Annotated in this window: 15 protein-coding genes; all 15 read right to left on the bottom strand. The window is 68.0% G+C overall.

Annotated features, from left to right (window positions below):
• Positions 1-129 precede the first annotated feature (129 nt).
• Positions 130-2,277, bottom strand: a complete 2,148-nt coding sequence (gene glgX, locus FHR04_RS06680; protein WP_249039012.1) for a glycogen debranching protein GlgX — start codon at positions 2,275-2,277, stop codon at positions 130-132.
• A 336-nt stretch (positions 2,278-2,613) separates the two neighbouring features.
• Entirely contained in the window at positions 2,614-3,387 is a 774-nt protein-coding gene (locus tag FHR04_RS06675) for a hypothetical protein (protein WP_139401853.1), read from the bottom strand.
• Positions 3,388-3,461: 74 nt separating this feature from the next.
• Entirely contained in the window at positions 3,462-4,202 is a 741-nt protein-coding gene (locus FHR04_RS06670) for a ribonuclease HI (RefSeq protein WP_139401851.1), read from the bottom strand.
• Positions 4,203-4,496: 294 nt separating this feature from the next.
• Complete coding sequence (locus FHR04_RS06665; protein WP_139401849.1) at positions 4,497-5,321, bottom strand: alpha/beta hydrolase; 825 nt, start codon at positions 5,319-5,321, stop codon at positions 4,497-4,499.
• A complete protein-coding gene (aroQ, locus tag FHR04_RS06660) occupies positions 5,318-5,761 on the bottom strand; it encodes a type II 3-dehydroquinate dehydratase (RefSeq protein WP_039682799.1) in 444 nt (147 codons plus the stop codon). The genes FHR04_RS06665 and aroQ overlap by 4 nt, the downstream gene beginning before the upstream one ends.
• Before the next feature lie 33 nt (positions 5,762-5,794).
• Positions 5,795-6,682, bottom strand: a complete 888-nt coding sequence (locus tag FHR04_RS06655; protein ID WP_139401847.1) for a dimethylarginine dimethylaminohydrolase family protein — start codon at positions 6,680-6,682, stop codon at positions 5,795-5,797.
• Positions 6,683-6,750: 68 nt separating this feature from the next.
• A complete protein-coding gene (locus FHR04_RS06650) occupies positions 6,751-7,521 on the bottom strand; it encodes an ABC transporter substrate-binding protein (RefSeq protein ID WP_139401845.1) in 771 nt (256 codons plus the stop codon).
• 32 nt (positions 7,522-7,553) lie between these two features.
• The gene (gene aroB / locus FHR04_RS06645; protein ID WP_139401843.1) at positions 7,554-8,591 is read right to left on the bottom strand and encodes a 3-dehydroquinate synthase; all 1,038 of its coding nucleotides are present in this window, start codon (positions 8,589-8,591) and stop codon (positions 7,554-7,556) included.
• A complete protein-coding gene (locus tag FHR04_RS06640; RefSeq protein WP_039682806.1) occupies positions 8,578-9,186 on the bottom strand; it encodes a shikimate kinase in 609 nt (202 codons plus the stop codon). Before FHR04_RS06640 ends, aroB begins: the two co-directional genes overlap by 14 nt.
• 184 nt (positions 9,187-9,370) lie before the next feature.
• Positions 9,371-10,519, bottom strand: a complete 1,149-nt coding sequence (aroC, locus tag FHR04_RS06635; protein WP_139401839.1) for a chorismate synthase — start codon at positions 10,517-10,519, stop codon at positions 9,371-9,373.
• Positions 10,520-10,651: 132 nt separating this feature from the next.
• A complete protein-coding gene (locus FHR04_RS06630; protein ID WP_139401837.1) occupies positions 10,652-12,937 on the bottom strand; it encodes a type II secretion system protein GspD in 2,286 nt (761 codons plus the stop codon).
• Positions 12,938-12,945: 8 nt separating this feature from the next.
• Positions 12,946-14,355, bottom strand: coding sequence for a hypothetical protein (locus FHR04_RS06625; protein WP_139401835.1), 1,410 nt, complete (start codon positions 14,353-14,355; stop codon positions 12,946-12,948).
• Positions 14,352-14,990, bottom strand: a complete 639-nt coding sequence (locus tag FHR04_RS06620) for a type IV pilus inner membrane component PilO (RefSeq protein WP_139401833.1) — start codon at positions 14,988-14,990, stop codon at positions 14,352-14,354. The genes FHR04_RS06625 and FHR04_RS06620 overlap by 4 nt, the downstream gene beginning before the upstream one ends.
• Positions 14,980-15,717 (bottom strand): fimbrial assembly protein, encoded by a 738-nt coding sequence (locus FHR04_RS06615; RefSeq protein ID WP_139401831.1) that lies wholly within the window; start codon positions 15,715-15,717, stop codon positions 14,980-14,982. The genes FHR04_RS06620 and FHR04_RS06615 overlap by 11 nt, the downstream gene beginning before the upstream one ends.
• On the bottom strand, positions 15,710-16,888 hold the full coding sequence (pilM, locus tag FHR04_RS06610) for a type IV pilus assembly protein PilM (RefSeq protein ID WP_039682819.1): 1,179 nt from the start codon (positions 16,886-16,888) through the stop codon (positions 15,710-15,712). Before pilM ends, FHR04_RS06615 begins: the two co-directional genes overlap by 8 nt.
• Positions 16,889-17,208 lie beyond the last annotated feature (320 nt).

The following is a 17,208-nucleotide window of genomic DNA, read 5'->3' as shown; positions in this document are numbered from 1 at the left end:
GAAGGCGGACAACTAACGTTTCAGGTTAAAGGCTCACGCCGCTTTCACCGTGAGAGAAAAGCGAAGGGACGCCCACGCATCACTGGCGTCAGGCGTCCCTGTGCTGTCCGGGAAAAACTGCGTTCTGGCCTAGCTGCGCACGCAGCGGTACAGCTTGACGCTGCGTGCCTTGAGGGTGGTTTCCTCGCCGGTCTTGATCTGTTCCTCAGCCGCGTCGTCGGAGGTGTCCAGAAGCAGTTCCCAGTTGTCGCAGCTGTCCAGATCCGGCAGGCGGAACGGCAGATCCACGTAGGAACTGCTCAGGAGCAGCAGCAGATCGTCGTCGTGGACGGGGTTGCCCTCAGCGTCCACGTCGTCCAGGCCGTCGCCGTCCAGAAACAGGCCCAGGCTCTGGGTCTGGTCGTTGTTCCAGTCGGCATCGGTCATGGTCTGCCCGTCGTAGCGCAGCCACACGATGTCCTGAATGTCCTCGCCGCGAATGGTGCGCCCGCTGAAGAACTTGCGGCGGTGCAAGGAAGGATGGGCCTTGCGCAGCGCGATCACCTTTTTGGTGAAGGCCAGCAGCCCCTCGTCCACGTGGTCCCAGTCGTACCAGCTGATCTCGTTGTCCTGGCAGTAGGCGTTGTTGTTGCCGCCCTGCGTGCGCCCGAGTTCGTCGCCGCCCAGAATCATCGGGGTGCCCTGGCCCAGCAGCAGGGTTGCCAGGAAGTTGCGCTGCTGCTGTGAGCGCAGGGCGTTGATGGCCGGGTCATCGGTCTCGCCTTCCACGCCGCAGTTCCAGCTGATGTTGTGGTTGTGGCCGTCGTTGTTGCCCTCGCCGTTGGCCTCGTTGTGCTTGTGCTCGTAGGTTACGCTGTCGCGCAGCGTGAAGCCGTCGTGCGCGGTCACGAAGTTGATGCTGGCGTAGGGCGCGCGGCCGTCGTTCTGGTACAGGTCAGACGAACCGGTCAGGCGGTAGCCGATCTCGGAGGCCAGGCCGCCGTCGCCCTTCCAGAAGGCGCGCATGTCGTCGCGGTAGATGCCGTTCCACTCGGCCCAGTTGACCGGGAAGTTGCCCACCTGGTAGCCGCCCTCGCCCACGTCCCACGGCTCGGCGATCAGCTTGACCTGCGAGATGATGGGATCCTGGTGGATGATGGTGAAGAAGCCCGACAGCTGATCCACCTCGTGCAGGCCGCGCGCCAGCGTGGAGGCCAGGTCGAAGCGGAAGCCGTCCACGCGCATCTCGGTGACCCAGTAGCGCAGGCTGTCCATGATCAGTTGCAGGGTCTGCGGGTGCCGGACGTTCAGGCTGTTGCCGGTGCCGGTGTAGTCGAAGTAGAAGCGCGGATTCTCGGCCACTAGCCGGTAATACGTGGGGTTGTCGATGCCCTTGAAGCTCAGCGTCGGCCCCATGTGGTTGCCTTCAGCGGTGTGGTTGTACACCACGTCCAGAATCACCTCAATGCCGGCGTCGTGCAGGGCGCGCACCATGTTCTTGAACTCGGCCACCGCGCCTGCCGGGTTGCCCTTGCGGGCTTCCGCCGAGTAACGCACGTCCGGCGCGAAGAAGCTCAGCGTGCTGTAGCCCCAGTAGTTGGTCAGGCCCTTGTCCAGCAGAAAGGGATCGTCCAGGTGCTGATGCACCGGCAGGAACTCGATGGCGGTGATGCCCAGCTCTTTCAGGTACGTGAGCATCGGCTCGGTCGCCACGCCCGCATAGGTGCCGCGCAAAGCCTCGGGGATGTCCGGGTGGGTCATGGTCAGGCCCTTGACGTGGGCCTCGTAGATCACCGACTGGTGGAAGGGGATGTCGGGCTTGGTGTCGCCCACCCAGTTGAACACCGGATCGATCACCACGCCCAGCGGTGCGCCGCGCTGATCCTCGGTCTGCATCACGGTGTCCTCGCCGCCGGGCACGTAGGCAAAGACGCCCTCGTCGAATTCCTCGGTGCCGCTCAGCGCCTTGGCGTAGGGGTCGAGCAGCACCACGTTGGGGTTGAAGCGCAGGCCGCGTTCGGGGGCGTACTCGCCGTGGACGCGGTAGCCGTACTTCTGGCCCGGCGCGATGCCCGGCAGGTGGCCGTGCCACACGAAGGCGGTCTGCTCGGTCAGCGGGTGGCGGGTCTCGGTGCCGTCGTCGCCAAACAGGCACAGTTCCACGCCGCTGGCGTTCTCGCTGTACAGCGCGAAGTTGGTGCCCTTGCCGTCCCAGGTGGCCCCCAGGGGATAGGGGCGGCCAGGGCGCATTCGGGTGGTGGGTTGGGGGATTTCAGCAGTTCTGACTGTGGTTGGCATGTCGCGGGAAGCTCCTTGGAAACGGCGCTGGCGCGTGGCGCGCTCAGGCCCGGTCCGGTCAACAGCATAGGGGAGAGGTGGCGTGATCGGCCCGCTCTCCCAGGCTGGCACCGCCGTGCTGGAAACGCTACCAGAAGCGCACCCCCGCGTCTGTACGCCGGTTTGCACGCTTTCTTAAGCAACCCTGGGAGGGCCTTCTGAATGAGGGGAGTCTAAGTACCTTGAACCTAACATTGCGCGCTTCCGGGAAAACGCCGGAAGCTCTCCACTCCCGGTTCAAGGTGCTTTTTCGCCACTCGCTCCGCTCGGTTTGTCTACAAGACAAACGCGGTGGACTCAGAAGTCCAGCCGTCCGCGCGGGCCGCCCAGTTTCGCCAGTTTCTCGGGCGTCCACAGCTCGTAGCTGTACATCGGGTACTGGCGTTTGAAGCGCCCCACCTTGTCCCAGACCTCGCGCGACTCGAAGGGAATCACCATGATCAGTTTGATCACGCTGTCCTCGTAGTCGTAGACGTAGAAGTCGAAGTGGAAGGCGGTCTCGTGGCCGCTGTCGCTGAACAGCGGGAACGCGAAGGGGCGGTAGCGCCAGGCCTTTTTCTTTTCAGTCAGCAGGGCGGCGGCCACCCGTTTGAGGTTGCTGTCCGGGAAGGTCAGGCGCTCGCCGTCGCGGTCCACGAACACGGTGTCGGGGGCCGGGGCGTCCAGTTGCACCCGCTTGAGCTCGGGCATGGGCCGGCGGCCGGGCTTGGGCGGGGCCTTACGTCCAGGGGCCGGCTTGAAGGTTCGCCCGGCGGCGCCGTCTTTCCGCTCTCCTCTGCTGTCTGCGCCGCGTTCACCCGCTCCCCGTTCGCCCGGCCCGCGCCGCGCCGGATTGATGGTGGCCTTCGCTCCGCCGGGGCGCCGCTCAGTCTGTCCCGTGCGGCTGCCCGCCGGTTTGGCTGTCCGGGTGTTCCCGGCTGCCCTGCCGCTGCCGGCGCTCTCCACTTCACTGCCGCGCGAGGTGGTGCGTTCCCGCGCGGGCTTGACCGTGTCGCGCGTGACACCGCCGCGTCCCTGCGCCGTGTTGCGCTTTGGGGCGCGTCCCCGTGATCCTTTCTTTGGCCCCGTCATGTGCCCAGTCTAGCGGCTGAGGGGGAACGGCGACGGCACGGCGCCCCTCTCCTCCGGGCCAGCACCCCCACGCCTCAGCCCACCCCCAGAAACGCCACCTGCACCCCCGCGGCTTCCGCGGCCTGCCGGGCGCCCAGAAGCGTGGCCTGGGCCGCCGGGCGCAGCGCGCGTTCGGGGCGTTGCCACAGGGCCTGGGCCACCTTGCTGGCGCGGCGCACCACCAGCGACTCGCCGGGCTGGGCCAGCGCCACCGCCGCCAGCAGGGCCTGGGCGCTGGGCGGCACGTCCGACAGGGGATCCAGGACGACGTGCGCCGTGACCCGCTCCCCGCTGCGGCGCAGGCTGACCCGCGCCTCGGGCAGGGCCGGACGCTGCTCGATCAGCACGTCGGCCTGGGACTGGTTCAGACCGGGGGTGCCGTTCCCCCGCCGTGCGTCGTTGGCCAGATGGTGCGCCGAGAGCATGTGCCGCCGGGTGCGCGGCGTGTAGCCCACCCGCAGCGTCACGCCGCGTCCCTCGGCCTCGTCCATCACCTCGCGGGCCAGGTCGCCCAGCCGCGGGCCCCCGCGCCCGCGTGAAACGGCGGCGATCACGGCCTGATTGTCGGTGAAGACATTCAGCGGTTCGCCCGCCGGGGCCAGCCGCACTGCCTCCAACACGGCGCGCAGTTCGGCCGCGTTGTTGTCGGGGGCCTCCAGCTGGCCCTGAAAGCGCTGCGGCAGGCTGCCCGGCGTCCGCAACACCAGCCCCCAGCCGCCCACCCCGGAGCCGTCCGGCAGTTCGTGCCAGCTGGCGTCCACGTAGGCGTGATTCACGGCCCGCCTTCTTCCAGGTGCGCTGCGGCGTTTGGTTCCTCTGTGATGTCCACCGTGGGCAGGAGTGTAGCAACCCGTTCCAGAGACGTCAGTGGGCTGCGAAAGGAAGTGAAGGAAAGCATAGGAGAACCTCTGACCGGACCAGCCAGGGGGCGCTCATACGGATTCCGTTTGTTTCGTGTAGGAACCGGGAGAGCGCCGGTTCCTACACTCCACGTCCGGAGGGATGTTTTTCTCTTTCTCGCTCCGCTCGGATTTCCAGGTGTTTCCAACACCTTTCAATCGGAGTCCGTATCAGACCTGCTCGTCCAGTAGAAACCGCAAAGCTTCCGGCAGCCGCACCTTCCAGGCCGTCTCGCGGTGAATGCCCTCCGGGTCTGCCTGGAAGCGCAGGCGTTCGCCCAGGCCCTGTTGCAGCAGGTCGCGCATGGCGTGGGCGTCGTCCCAGTACGCCTGCTGCCGCTCCGGGTGATCGGTGCCTTCCCGTCCGCCAATGTCCAGCCACACCTTGCCGCCCATGGGCGGGCTGCGCCGCACCCGGTCAAAGGCCTCGCCGGCGCAGGCCCAGAACGCCGGGCTCATCACGCCTGCGCCGCCAAACACGTCCGGGCGCGTGAGCAGGGCGTGCAGGCTGATCAATCCGCCCATGCTGGAGCCGATCAACGATGTGTGCGCGGCGTCCGGCAGGGTTCGCAGGTGGCCGTCCACCAGCGGCTTGACCGTGTCAGTCAGGAAGACGAGGTAGGCGTCGCCGCCCCCGCCGCCTTCCACTTCCGGCGGAAATCCAGGGTGGCGCACCGGGCTGTACTCGTGGTAGCGCCGCTCGTTCCCGTTGGGGATGCCGACGGCGATGGCCTCCAGCCCTTCCGCTGCCAGTGCGGTCAGCGTCTCGTCGGCCCCCCACTCGCTCAGGTTGTAACTGGTGGCCGCGTCGAAGACGTTCTGGCCGTCATGAAAATAGACCACCGGGTAGCGCTTTTCCGGCTGCGAGCCGTAGGACGGGGGCAGCCACGCCAGCACAGTGCGGGCGGCGTGATTGGCGTCGCCCACGTTCTCCCACTGCAGCAATGTTCCGGTCACGGTGCTGTCTGGCCGCGCGGCGTAGGGCTGCCAGCTCACCCCGCTGCCCCGCCGGCCAGCTCGATCAGGTATTCCATGCCCAGGCGGTAGCCCAGAAAGCCCAGACCGCTGATCTTGCCCCGGCACACGGCCGCCGTCACCGAGGTGTGCCGGAACTCCTCACGGGCGTCCACGTTGCTGATGTGCACCTCCACCACCGGCAGCGGTTGGCCCGAAATAGCGTCGCGCAGGGCGTAGCTGGAATGGGTCAGTGCGCCGGGATTGATCACGATGCCGCCGAAGCCCTGTTCCTGCGCCTCCTGAATCCATTCGAGAAGCTGACCCTCGTAGTTGCTCTGGCGGCAGGTGACGGCCTCGCCCAGCTCCGCGCCCCAGGCCTCGCACTGACGCTCCAGGTCTTCCAGGGTCTGCGAGCCGTACACGCCCGGTTCGCGCAGGCCCAGACGGTTGAGGTTGGGGCCGTTGAGGATCAGCAGCATGAACGGAGGGTAGCAGGACGGAGGGTTTGGGGTTCAGGCGCGGCGCAGCAGCGGTTTGGTCAGGCAGGTGGGACCGCCTTCTGCTTTCAGCGACAGCTCTTTGCCCACGTAGGTGTGGACGGTGAAGCCCGCGTCCTCCAGCCGCTGTTGGGTGACCGGATTGCCCGCCAGCATCACGCAGGCGGTGGGCGACAGCGCCAGCACGTTGGACGCCTGGGTGGGGAATTCGGCGTCGGGAATCTCGATCAGGCGCATCTGGCGGCGCTGCAACTCCTGCCACAGCGGCACCGGCATCAGGCGCGGATAGACCACGGCGGCGTCGGGAGCCAGCGGGCTGATCACCGACATCAGGTGCAGGCAGGCCTCGGCCCCGTCGTAGACCGGCATGTCGTAGGCCAGCACCGTCACGCCGCGCGGCTCCAGCAAGGCGCGCAGGGCGGCCACGCCCGCCTCATTGGTGCGGAAGGTCCGGCCCACCGCCAGCGTGCGGTCGTCCAGCCAGAACATGTCGCCGCCTTCGGCGCGCTGCTCGCCGGTCAGGCGTCCGATGACGGGCACGCCCAGCGCCTCCAACTGCTGGCCCAGCGCCTCTTCCTCGCCCTCGCGCAGCACCTTGCCCAGTTGCAGCAGCACCGCGCCGTCGTTGGTGATCAGCGCCGGATCGTACACGAACACCGAATCCGCCCGTGTGGGCTGGTCCACCTCGTGGTACGTCACCTCGGCCCCGGCCTCACGCAAAATGGCCGTGAAGGCGTCGTGTTCGGCCTGCGCGGCCGCCAGATCGGGGCGGGCGGTGTAGTGCCAGGCCACCGGGTCGGCGACGGCAAACGCGCGGTCGGGCCGCTTGACCAGCACCCGCCGCAGCGGCGCGGTCATGCTCTGGTGAAAGGTGGGGGCGGACGTCGTTTCTGATGTGGTCATGGGAACTCCAGCAGGGGCAGGGGAGAAGGCTCAGCGAGAAGCCGCTGAGGGCAGTCGGGGCGCAGGCTCTACTTGCAGCGGACGTCGGTCTTGAAATATTTCTGCGAGATCTTGTTGTACGTGCCGTCCTGCTGCATGGCGGCCAGCGCGGCGTCCACCGCCGTCTTGACCGCCGTGTTGCCCTTGCCGATGGCAAAGCCGATCTTCTCCTGAAACAGCATGGAGCCGATCTGGAGTTTGGCCGCCGGGTTTTTCTGCTGCGCGGTCAGCGCCACGAAACGGTCCGTGACAAAGGCGTCCGAGCGGCCGGCGAGCAGGTTTTGCAGGGCAGCGGGATCACTGGGCAGGGTCTTGATCTCGCCCACCCCCGGCACGTCGCGCAGCCGCTGGAAGTAGGTGGTTCCCACCTGCACCACCACCGTCTTGCCCTTCAGGTCGGCCACCGTTTTCGGCCCGTTCGCTGGGCTGAGAATCACCCCGCCGGAGCAATAGTCCGGCGAGCTGAAATCCACCGCCTTCAGGCGTTCGGGCGTAATGCCGTGCGAGCCCACCACAATGTCGAAGCGCTTCTGCCCCAGGCCAATCAGCAGGTTGTCGAACGGCTGGTACTTCCACACGGGTTTCAGGTCCAGGCGGCGGGCCACCTCGTTCATGACCTCTACCTCGAAGCCGCTCAGGGTTTTGCCTTTCAGAAAGATGAACGGGGGATAGGTGGGATCGGTGCCGATGGTCAGGCTACCAGGGCTCAGCAACGTGGGAATGGGCGCGGCAGAGGCGCTCCCCGCTCCCATCACCGCGCTGAGGGACAAACCTAAAACTGTGGTTCTCCACTTGAACATACGGTCCTCCTGACGGGTTTCAGTGTGACAGGTCAACCCACGGCCCCCTGCCACTGCCTGAATGCTTCTCGCAACACGGGTTCCGGCACCCGCGTCAGGTAAGGCCGCGCCAGATCGTGCAACAGCACGAAGCGCACGCCCTGGGCGTCGGCCTTCTTGTCGCGGGCCATGTAGGGCAGGACGGCTTCAAAGGTCAGCGGAGGCAGGGGCGCGGGGCGTTGCCACTTCAGGAAAGCCCACGTGTGCGGCGTCAGGTCCGTGCCTCCCATCTCGCGCGACAGCACGGCGGCGTAGTGCATGCCGTAGCCCACGGCGTCCCCGTGCGTGACCGCGTGGTGCGTCACGGCCTCCAGCGCGTGCGCCAGCGTGTGGCCGAAGTTCAGGAACGCCCGCTCGCCCTGCTCGGTCAGGTCACGGGTGACCACTCCGGCCTTGACGGCAATCGCGTCGGCCAGGGTGGCCTCAAGATTCGCGCCCCCGGGCCTGAACTCCGGCGAAAGCACCCGCGCCAGCAGGCTGGGATCGGCGATCAGCCCGTGCTTGTACGCCTCGGCCGCGCCCTCACGGAACACCGCGCCAGACAGCGTCGCCAGGGTGTCGGTGTCGCACCACACCGCTTTCGGGGGATGAAACGCGCCCACCAGATTCTTGCCCTCCGGCAGGTTGACGCCGGTTTTGCCGCCCACCGCCGCGTCCACCATGCCCAGCAGGGTGGTGGGCAGCGTGTAGAAGGCGACGCCGCGCAGGTAGCTGGCCGCCGCAAAACCCGCCAGATCGGTGGCCGCGCCGCCGCCCAGCCCCACCACCGCGCCGTCCCTGGGAATGTTGGCAGCGGCCAGTTTGGACAGGACGCCGCCCAGCACCGTCAGCGTCTTGCAGTCGTCGCGGGCGGGCACGGTGACTGTCACGGTGGGGGAGAGACTGGCCTGCGCCGCCGCCACGAACTGTCTGGGCAGATCAACCGGAGAAATCAGCGCAACGTGGCGCTGCGGCACTTGCAGGCGTGAGAGCAGTCCCGCCCCCACCTCTACCGCGTACGGTTGCGTCCCGCCGACCTCAATCCGTCGCACGGTCTGCCACAGGTTCTGCGTTTACCGAGTCGGGGGCGTCGGCCCAGGCGTGGGCCGCGTCGGACCAGTTCCACAGGCGCTCGATGATCTCTTCCACGATTTCCTCGGAGGGCCGACCGTCGCTGTGGACGTGAATGGTGCCCTGGCGGTACACGCCCTCGCGCTCGTCCATCAGGCTGCGGATGCGGCCCAGGGGGTCCTCGGCGCGCAGCAGCGGGCGGTCACTGTGCTTGGTGCGCTGGTACACCGTTTCCGGAGTGGCCCACAACACCACCACCGGCCCGCGCTCCAGCAGCGTGCGGCGGTTGGCCTCATGGATAAAGGTGCCGCCGCCCAGGCTGATGACCGCGTGGTCCAGCCGCGACACCCGGCGCACCACCTCGGCCTCGCAGGCGCGGAAGTACCCCTCGCCCTCCTGCGCGAACACTTCGGGGATACTCTTGCCCACCACCCGTGTAATCAGCTTGTCGGTGTCCACGAAATGCAGCGCCAGGGCGCGTGAGAGTTCCCAGCCCACGCGGCTTTTTCCAGTGCCCATGAAGCCGGCCAGCGCCACCCAGTCCACTGGGCGTTCGATCAGGCCCGTCCCCAACATGGGGGACAGTCTAGAGGACTCACCTGTGAGCGGAGTAACAAAGGCACGGTCTGGCGCCTCAGTCGGGGTTGCCAGCAGCGCCTGAAGCTCGTGCTCAACGCATTCTGGGAGGCCTCCGGGGAATGCCGCCGAGAGAGGCAACGGCGCCGCCACCTCACCCCTCTCCATCAGGCCACCTGTGCCATTAATACGTCTGGGCGTAGGCGCGCGCCGCCGCCACCCGCTCCTGCAACTCGGTCAGGGTGTCGCCGCCGAATTTCTCCTGAATGGCGTCGGCGATCACCAGACCGATTACGCAGTGCAAGATGACCCCGGCGGCCGGGACGGCGGTGGTGTCGCTGCGCTCACGGGCCGCGTCGGACGCCTCGTGGGACACGACGTTCACGGTGGGTAGCGGCTTCATCAGGGTGGCAATCGGCTTCATCGCCACCCGGACCACCAGTTCCTCGCCGTTGGTCATGCCGGCTTCCAGGCCACCCGCGCCGTTGGTGTCTCTGGCGTAGGTGCCGTCACGGTAGTGGATGGCGTCATGCACGCCGCTGCCGGCCTTCACGGCGTTGTCGAAGGCCCGCCCGATCTCCACGCCCTTCATGGCCTGCACGCTCAGGCACGCCTGCGCGATGCGCCCGTCCAGCTTGCGGTCCCAGTGGACGAAGCTGCCCAGCCCCACCGGCAGCCCCCGGAACCGCACCTCCAGAATGCCGCCCAGGGTGTCGCCGTCCTTCTTGGCCGCGTCGATGCGTTCGCGCATTTTTTCGGCAGCGTCGGTGTCGGGCGTGCGCAGGTCGCTGTCCTCGATGGCCTCCAGCGCGTCCCAGCGAAAGGCCTGTTTGGTCTCGATGCCGGCCAGACTCGACACGTAGTTCGCGCCCTGAATGCCCAGTTCCTCCAGCAACTTCAGGGCCACGGCTCCGACCGCCACCCTTGAGGCCGTCTCGCGGGCGCTGGCGCGTTCCAGCACGTCTCTGAGGTCCTTGTGCCGGTACTTGATGCCGCCGGTCAGGTCCGCGTGGCCGGGGCGGGCGTCGGTCAGCGCCTTCTTGCGCGGCTCATTGCCCGGCTCCGGCGACATGATCTCGGTCCAGTTGCGGTGGTCCTTGTTCTCGATGGAGAGCGCGATCGGCGCTCCAGTGGTGCGCCCCGCCCGCACGCCGCTGAGGATGGCCGCCTCGTCGGTCTCGATCACCATGCGCCGCCCCCGCCCGTAGCCCCCCTGCCGCCGCCGCAGCCACGGGTCGATGTCGCCCTTGCCCAGCGGCAGGCCCGACGGCACCCCCTCGATGATGGCCGTCAGTTGCGGCCCGTGCGATTCCCCAGCGGTCAGATACCTCATATGGGCCGACTGTAGCGTCCGGCACGCGCCCGCCCACCGGCCATGCCCAAACAGGCCAGGGTGGGGTACGGGCAGGGGAGCCATCAAAAACCCCCTCCTGGTGTGGGAGGGGGACAGGCGCCAGCAGCGGCGTTACTTGACGATGTTGCCGGTGATCACCACCAGCAGCTGGGTCTGGGTGCGCTCGGTGTTCTGTTTGCCGAAGGCCGCGCCGATGATGGGCAGGCTGCTCAGGAAAGGCGTTCCTGCCTTGGAACTGGTCTCCTTGGTGCTCAGCAGGCCGCTCAGCAGCACGGTCTGCCCGCTTTTGAAGGTGATCAGGCTCTGCGCCTCGCTGTTGGCGAACTTGAGGACATTGGGCAGGCCGGTTTCGGGAATGGGGCTTTGCAGGTCGTTGACCTGACCGCGCACCCGCATGGTGATGGAACCGTCGGGGGCCACCTGGGGGTTGAAGAAGTCCAGGTTCACGCCGTAGTCGATCTGCTTTTCGATGTTGCCGGCGCTGGACGGAATGTTCAGCTCCAGGCGCCCGCCGCTCTTGATGCTCGCCGCCGCCGTGCTGGAGGCGTTCTGGGTGTTGCCGCTGCCGCCCAGCGAACGCTGACCGCTCTGCATCGTGACCGAGCCGTCATAGACGCTCTTGGTCATGCCCTGCGATTCCAGGGCCTTGAGGGTCGGCCCCAGGTTGAAGCCCATCAGGCTGCGGGTGGGATCGAAGGACGCGGCCAGGCCGCCGCCGCCCAGGCTGACATTGAAGCCGCCCAGACCCAGTTTCCAGTCCACGCCCAGGCTGCGGGCCGCCGTCTCGCTGATCTCCTGAATGCGGACCTGCACGTTGATCTGCGGCACCACCTGATCGAGCTGCGGGATCAGTTCGGCAATCTGGTTGACCTGCGTCTGGGTCCCGCGCACGATCAGGGTATTGGTGCGGGCGTCGGCGATAATATTCGCGCTGTCCGGCGTGCTGGCCGTCGGCTGGGCCGTGCCCACAGGGGTCTGGGCCGCGTCCGTCTTGTTGGTCGGCACGGTCACGGTGATCGCGTTGCCGTTGGCGTCGGTGGCGTTGACCGGCACGTTGGCCAGTGCCGGGGCCGCCGGGGTCACGTCCCGCGCCAGGGTGCCTTCCAGGGTGGCCTTGACCTCCTCGGCGCTGGCGTTGACCAGCGTGAAGACCCGCTGCACGGTGCTGGCGGCCACAGGCGCGGCCACGTCCACCTGACCCAGCAGGGCGATCGCGGCGCTGAGCTGGTCCTGCGGGCCGCTGATGACCAGCCGCTCGGTGGTGCCGATGGGCGTCACTTTCAGGCCCGGATACTGGGCGGCCAGGAATTTGGTGACGTCTTCAGCCTTTCCTTTGGCCGAGTAGACCTGAACCGACGTCTTGGGATCCGGCGCGGCGCTGACGGGGCGGTCCACCTGGGCCAGCAGCTTGAAGGCCTCGGTCAGCTGGTCCTCGGGGCCGCTGACGACCACCTGCCCGGTGCTGCCCACCGCCGACACCTTGAGGGCCGGGTACTGCGCGCCCAGCAGGCCCACCACGTCGTCCTGACGGCCATTGACGCTGTACACGCGCTGAACGTTGGGAATTGGGGCGGGCTTGACCACGGCGGGGGCCGAGGCCTGCGCGGCGATGATCTGGCCGAGTAGCCGCTCGACCTGTGCCACTTCCTGGTTGGTGCCCCGGATGATCACGCTGTTGGAGGCCGGTTCGGCGACGATCCGCATGGTGGGCGAGTCCAGGATGATCTCCTCCTGGCTGGCCTCGGTGGTGGTGGCGCTGGTCTGCGTCCCGGCGGCGCTGGCCCCCGCCGGAGCGGCGTTGGTCTGGCTGCTGGTGATCTTGCGCAGGCTGCCGAAAGACAGCTTGAGCTGGCGCTCGGTGTCGGCGGCACTCAGGCTGGCCGGCAGCTTGACGATCTTCTGAATGGGTTTGATCCCCACCCGCAGCACGGTCTTGCCACCGATGCCCAGCGACTCGTAGCTCAGGCCGTAGATGTCCAGCACCAGCGGCCAGACCTCGTTGAAGGGCTTGTTCTTGAACGAGTACGACACGACGCTGCTTGCGGCGCTGCCGCTGCCCGCTTCAGCACTGGGGGCCGCCACGCTGCTCGCCTGCAGCACGCCGTCCACCGAGGGCTCGATGATGATCTCGTAGCCGGCGCTCATCGCCAGGGCGATCAGCATGGAGGCCAGGTCGCTGCCCGCCCGGCGGACCTCGAAGGTCACTTTCGCGCCGGAGAGCTGAGGATCGGACACCGCCGTCTGGGCGGCGCTGGGCGCGGGCGAGGTGGCAGGAACGGTCTGGGACGGAAGGGGCTGTGCAGGAACAGTCCGGGCAGGAACAGTCTGGGCGGGGGCGGTCTGCGCGGCGGCCATGCCGAGCGCGGCGGTCAGCAGAAGGGCGTAACGGTTCATCATGGCTTGGCTCACCTTTGGTCCAGTTCGAGAGTTTTGAGGTCGGTGCCCAGGCTCAGCACGGCGCTGGTGGCGTTCACTTCCCGGACCGTGACCTGGGAATCGGGCAGGGTCTGGCCCACGGCGACGACCACGTAGCCGTTCTGGCCCCGGAAGATGGCGGTGTTGATGGGACCGAGCACGGCGGCGTTGAAGGCCAGTTGCCGTTTCTGCACGAACTGCTCGAGCTGGCTGACGGCGGGCGCTGCGGGCGTGTCGTCCGCTTCCGCCGCGTCCTGGCCCAGTGAGGTGATGACCTGGGGAGTTCCGGGCACCGGGCGGCTGGTGGCGGTGCCGGTCGCCGTGGCCGCGCCGGAAGTGGCGCTGTCTGCGGATGCGGACGCGGTGGGTCTGGACGGCGTGGCTGCGACGCGGGTCACGCTGGGCACATTGACCCCGGCGATGGGCGGCGCAATGGGTTTGGGCGGCTTAGGCGCAGTGATGACCACGTTGCCTTGTGGGGTGGTCCGGGCTGCAGCACCGGAGGTCGCGCTGCCGGTGCTGCCACCGATCACGGTCACGCCGGAATCACCGCTGGTGCCGGCGATGGTGCGCCCCGGCGTGCCGCCGGAGACGGTCGTGCCAGCCGCAGTGCTGCCGGGGAGGGCGCTGGAGGGGCTGGCCAGATCGGTGCTGCCGTCCCCGCTAGGAATGGTGGGCAGGCCGCTCAGGCTGCCGGACGTGACGCTGGTGCTGCCGCCCGCGCCGGGAATAGGGCTGAGGGCCAGCGGTCCGGCGGTGCTGGGCGTGACCGGCGTGAATGGAACGTCGTTCTGGCTCTGGTCGTCGGATGGGGAGGAGATCGGGGCGCTGTCGGCCGTGACGGGTTCGCTTGCCGCGGCCTGGGCGCTCTGGGCCAGATTCAGGGGCCGGAAGGGGTTGTTGCTGGGCACGGCGGCCACGCTGGCCTGCGGGTTGATTCCGCCGGGTGTGGTGGCGTCCGCGTCGGCACTGCCGCTGACCTCGGGGGTGGGGAAGGGGGGAATCACCTCGATTTCCACGGGCCGGTTGGGCTGCACGGCCAGCGTGCCGGCCCCGTCCTGAGCGGACTCGCCGCTGCCCGCAGTGACGGGAACGGTTCCTGCGGCGGAGTTGTCGGTGGCCAGACCCGTTTCGGTGCCAGGGGTACTGCCTGCCGCTGGCGTTCCGGCGTCGGTGCCTGACGCGGGGGCTGGCGTGGCGCTGCCTTCTGCCCCGAGGGCCTCAGGTTCTGCGCTGCCTTCGGGTGCCCCGGTGGTGGACGGCGCCGTTCCCTGCGCGGGCAGGGCGCCCGCCGTCCGGCTGTTGGTCCAGACGTACCACGCACCGATCAGGGCCACCATCATCAGCAGCAGCAGCAGCAGTTTCATCTCGCGGGAGAGTTTGAGGGGCGCGCGGGTCACTGGGTGCCTCCTGGGGCGCTGGGGGCCGCTTCCGGTGCCTGCGGCTCGCTGCCAGGAGCCGACGCGCTGGCCTGGGCCGGGTCAAAGGTGTAGACGGTCAGGCCCAGGGTGCCCTCCAGTTCGGGATCGAAGCTGGTGGCGGCGGGCAGTTGCAGTGCCACGTTGCTGACGGTGGTGAAGCGGCCAGCGGTCTCCAGGGCGCGCAGGGTCTCGAACATCTGGGCAAATTTGCCGGTCACGCCCACGTTCAGGCCGATGGGCCGCACGCCGCCGGGCAGGCCGGGGGCCGCGCCGCCGCCCTGCACCGTGAAGGTATTCAGGGTGGCCCCGGTGGCCGCCGTGGTGCGGCGCAGCTCATCGAGGACGGAGCCGAAATTGGCGGCACTGGGCAGCGCCGTCAGGAATTCCTGCTGGTCCGTGCGCAACTCCGCGACGCGCTCACGCAGCGCGGGCAGGCCCTGGGAGGCCGAACGCATGACCGTCACGCGGGTCTGCAGCGGCTCCAGCTGACCCTGCAGGTCCGTGATCTGCTGCTGCCGGGGCTGGAAGCGCAGCACGAACCACAGCGCCAGCACCATCAGGCACACGGCCAGCACGATCAGAAATAGGTTTCGGGGGGAGAGTTTAGTTGACACTGCCCGCTCCTTGTGCCGGCGCGGCGGCCGGTGCGGTAGAGACCGTCCCCGGAGCGGCTTGCAGCGCGTCCGCAGGAGTCTGTTCTCCGGCCGGCGGGCTGCCCACGATCCCGATGCTGGCCGTGAAGGTGTACTGCGGCTGGGCCGCCGCGCCGCCGTCCTGGGCCGGGTTGCCCTGGGCGCTGCTCTGCAGGGACTTGAAGTTGACGCCGAAGTTGGGACTGTTCTCGTAGAGCCTCAGGAAGTTCACGACGGCCTGCTGGCTGGTGGCCGTGCCGCTCAGGTCGATCTCGCGCGTCACCGCCTTGCCCATGTAGATGCCGCCCTGTTGCAGGCTGCTGAGGTTGCCTGCGTCCAGGTCGCGAATGGACAGCGTGTTGACCGCCACGCTGCTGTCGCCGGGCAGCTGCGCGGTGAAGGTCGCCAGATCGTTGGTCCAGTACGTCTTGCCGGTCCTGAGCTGCTCGGCGATGGCCGTGACCTGTTCCAGCGACCGGGCTTCGGCGGTCAGGGCGTCGAATTCCTGCTTGGCCGGAGCCAATGCGGCGACCTCGCCGTTCAGGGCGTCGAGTTCGCGATTCAGGTCGCCCACTCGGGTGGCCGTGACCACCTCGGGAATCAGGATGGCGGCCACGGTCAGCGGCACCAGGGCGTAGGTGGCGTAGCGCCACGCGCTGGGCGCGGACTGCCGGCGGTACTGCGCGGGCAGCAGGTTGATTTCAACCACGGCTGCCCACCCCCCGCAGCGCCAGGCCCAGCGGCACGGTGAACTCGGGCGCGTTGGTCTGCAGGTACCCGGTGTCCACGCCCGCCTGATCGGTCTGCACGGTCAGCCACGGACTGGCGACTTCCACCCGGAAGCCCAGCGCGTCGCTGATGGCGGCGGCCAGGCCGCGCAGCTTCGCGCCGCCCCCGGCCAGGAAGGTCCGGTCGATCACGACGTCGCCGCTCTGGACGCGGTAGAACTCCAGCGAGCGGCGAATCTCGGTGATCAGGTCACCCAGCACCGGGCGCACCACCTCGAACACGCGCGCCGGGCTGTACTGCTCGCGCGCCATGTCGAAGTTCAGCAGGTCTTCCTCGTCCTCGGTGGGGGTGGTGGCCGTGGCGTAGCCCAGCTTGACGTCCTCGGCGGCGCTGAAGTCCAGATCGAAAGCCTTTTGCAGCGCCGTGGTGAAGTCGTCGGCGGCCACGTTGATGTTGCGGGCCATCAGCACCCGGTCGCCGCGCACCAGATTGATCACCGAGCTGCTCGCGCCGATCTCCATGACCAGCGCCACCTCGCCGGACTCGGTGTAGTTGGTGCCGGTCAGGGTGCTCTTGGTCAGGTGCTCGCCCAGCAGGTTGCCGCGCAGGGCGCGCAGGGCTGCGAAGCTTTTCAGGTCGATCACGGTGGGTTCCAGGCCCGCCAGCCGCAGCACCTCGATCTGCCGGGCCACGGCCTCGGTGGGGGCAGCGGCGATCACCACTTCCAGCTGCCCGTCCTCGGGGATGGTGGCCGGATCGTCCAGCACGTCGAAGTCCAGGCTGACGTCGTTGATCGGGTACGGGATGTAGCGCTCGGCCTCCCACTTGATGGCTTCCTGCAGGTCCTTGCGGTCCATCTTGGGCACCATGATGTTGCGCGTGACCGCCGACTGGTTGGGCACGGCGGTCACGGCGTAGCGGGTGGTGATGCGGTGTTCGGCCAGCAGGTTGCGCAGCTCGGTGGCCACCGCCTGGGGTTCGACGACCAGCCCGTCCTGCATGCTGCCGATGGGCGTGGGCGTCATGACCGCATGCAGCAGCGACGGTGGCGAACCGGCCCTGAGCGATACCACCTTGATGGCGCTGGTGCCAATTTCCACCCCGAGCGCGGCGGGACGCGGGTTGAGCAGACGTTGTACGAAACTAGACATTCTCCCTCCAGATCAAGGCGATTTTTATCAGATGCTCATCTGGCGGGAGCTGTTCCAGACGCGAAAAGAGAGCGAAGGACGGCGGACGGCTGGGCGGGAAACTGGCGCTACCATAAGCGTCCCCATGCAATCATCCGGGTGCTTACCGAACTCTGACACCGCCAAAAGCCAGCCTGGACCGGCGGCCCTGGCTGGCCGCCCAGGGCTGTTTCTCGCACTGCGGTCTCAGTGGCGTCCGTGAGGGGTGGAGAGGTCGCTGCATGAGAGGGTGGCGAGTGGGCAGAGGCTCACGGGTCCACACATCTGCCGGCTTTTCAGAC

It is taken from the genome of Deinococcus radiopugnans ATCC 19172 (genome assembly GCF_006335125.1).
GTDB classification, from domain to species: Bacteria; Deinococcota; Deinococci; order Deinococcales; family Deinococcaceae; genus Deinococcus; species Deinococcus radiopugnans.
Note: the sequence above shows the minus strand (reverse complement) of the source record. Positions and strands in the feature narration are given on the sequence as shown.

What these genes read in the sequence shown, in the direction of transcription:
- glgX (WP_249039012.1), bottom strand. Translation starts at nt 2,277, where the DNA reads ATGCCAACCACAGTCAGAACTGCTGAAATCCCCCAACCCACCACCCGA.
- FHR04_RS06675 (WP_139401853.1), bottom strand. Translation starts at nt 3,387, where the DNA reads ATGACGGGGCCAAAGAAAGGATCACGGGGACGCGCCCCAAAGCGCAAC.
- aroQ (WP_039682799.1), bottom strand. Translation starts at nt 5,761, where the DNA reads ATGCTGCTGATCCTCAACGGCCCCAACCTCAACCGTCTGGGCCTGCGC.
- FHR04_RS06655 (WP_139401847.1), bottom strand. Translation starts at nt 6,682, where the DNA reads ATGACCACATCAGAAACGACGTCCGCCCCCACCTTTCACCAGAGCATG.
- FHR04_RS06650 (WP_139401845.1), bottom strand. Translation starts at nt 7,521, where the DNA reads ATGTTCAAGTGGAGAACCACAGTTTTAGGTTTGTCCCTCAGCGCGGTG.
- FHR04_RS06640 (WP_039682806.1), bottom strand. Translation starts at nt 9,186, where the DNA reads ATGTTGGGGACGGGCCTGATCGAACGCCCAGTGGACTGGGTGGCGCTG.
- aroC (WP_139401839.1), bottom strand. Translation starts at nt 10,519, where the DNA reads ATGAGGTATCTGACCGCTGGGGAATCGCACGGGCCGCAACTGACGGCC.
- FHR04_RS06630 (WP_139401837.1), bottom strand. Translation starts at nt 12,937, where the DNA reads ATGATGAACCGTTACGCCCTTCTGCTGACCGCCGCGCTCGGCATGGCC.
- pilM (WP_039682819.1), bottom strand. Translation starts at nt 16,888, where the DNA reads ATGTCTAGTTTCGTACAACGTCTGCTCAACCCGCGTCCCGCCGCGCTC.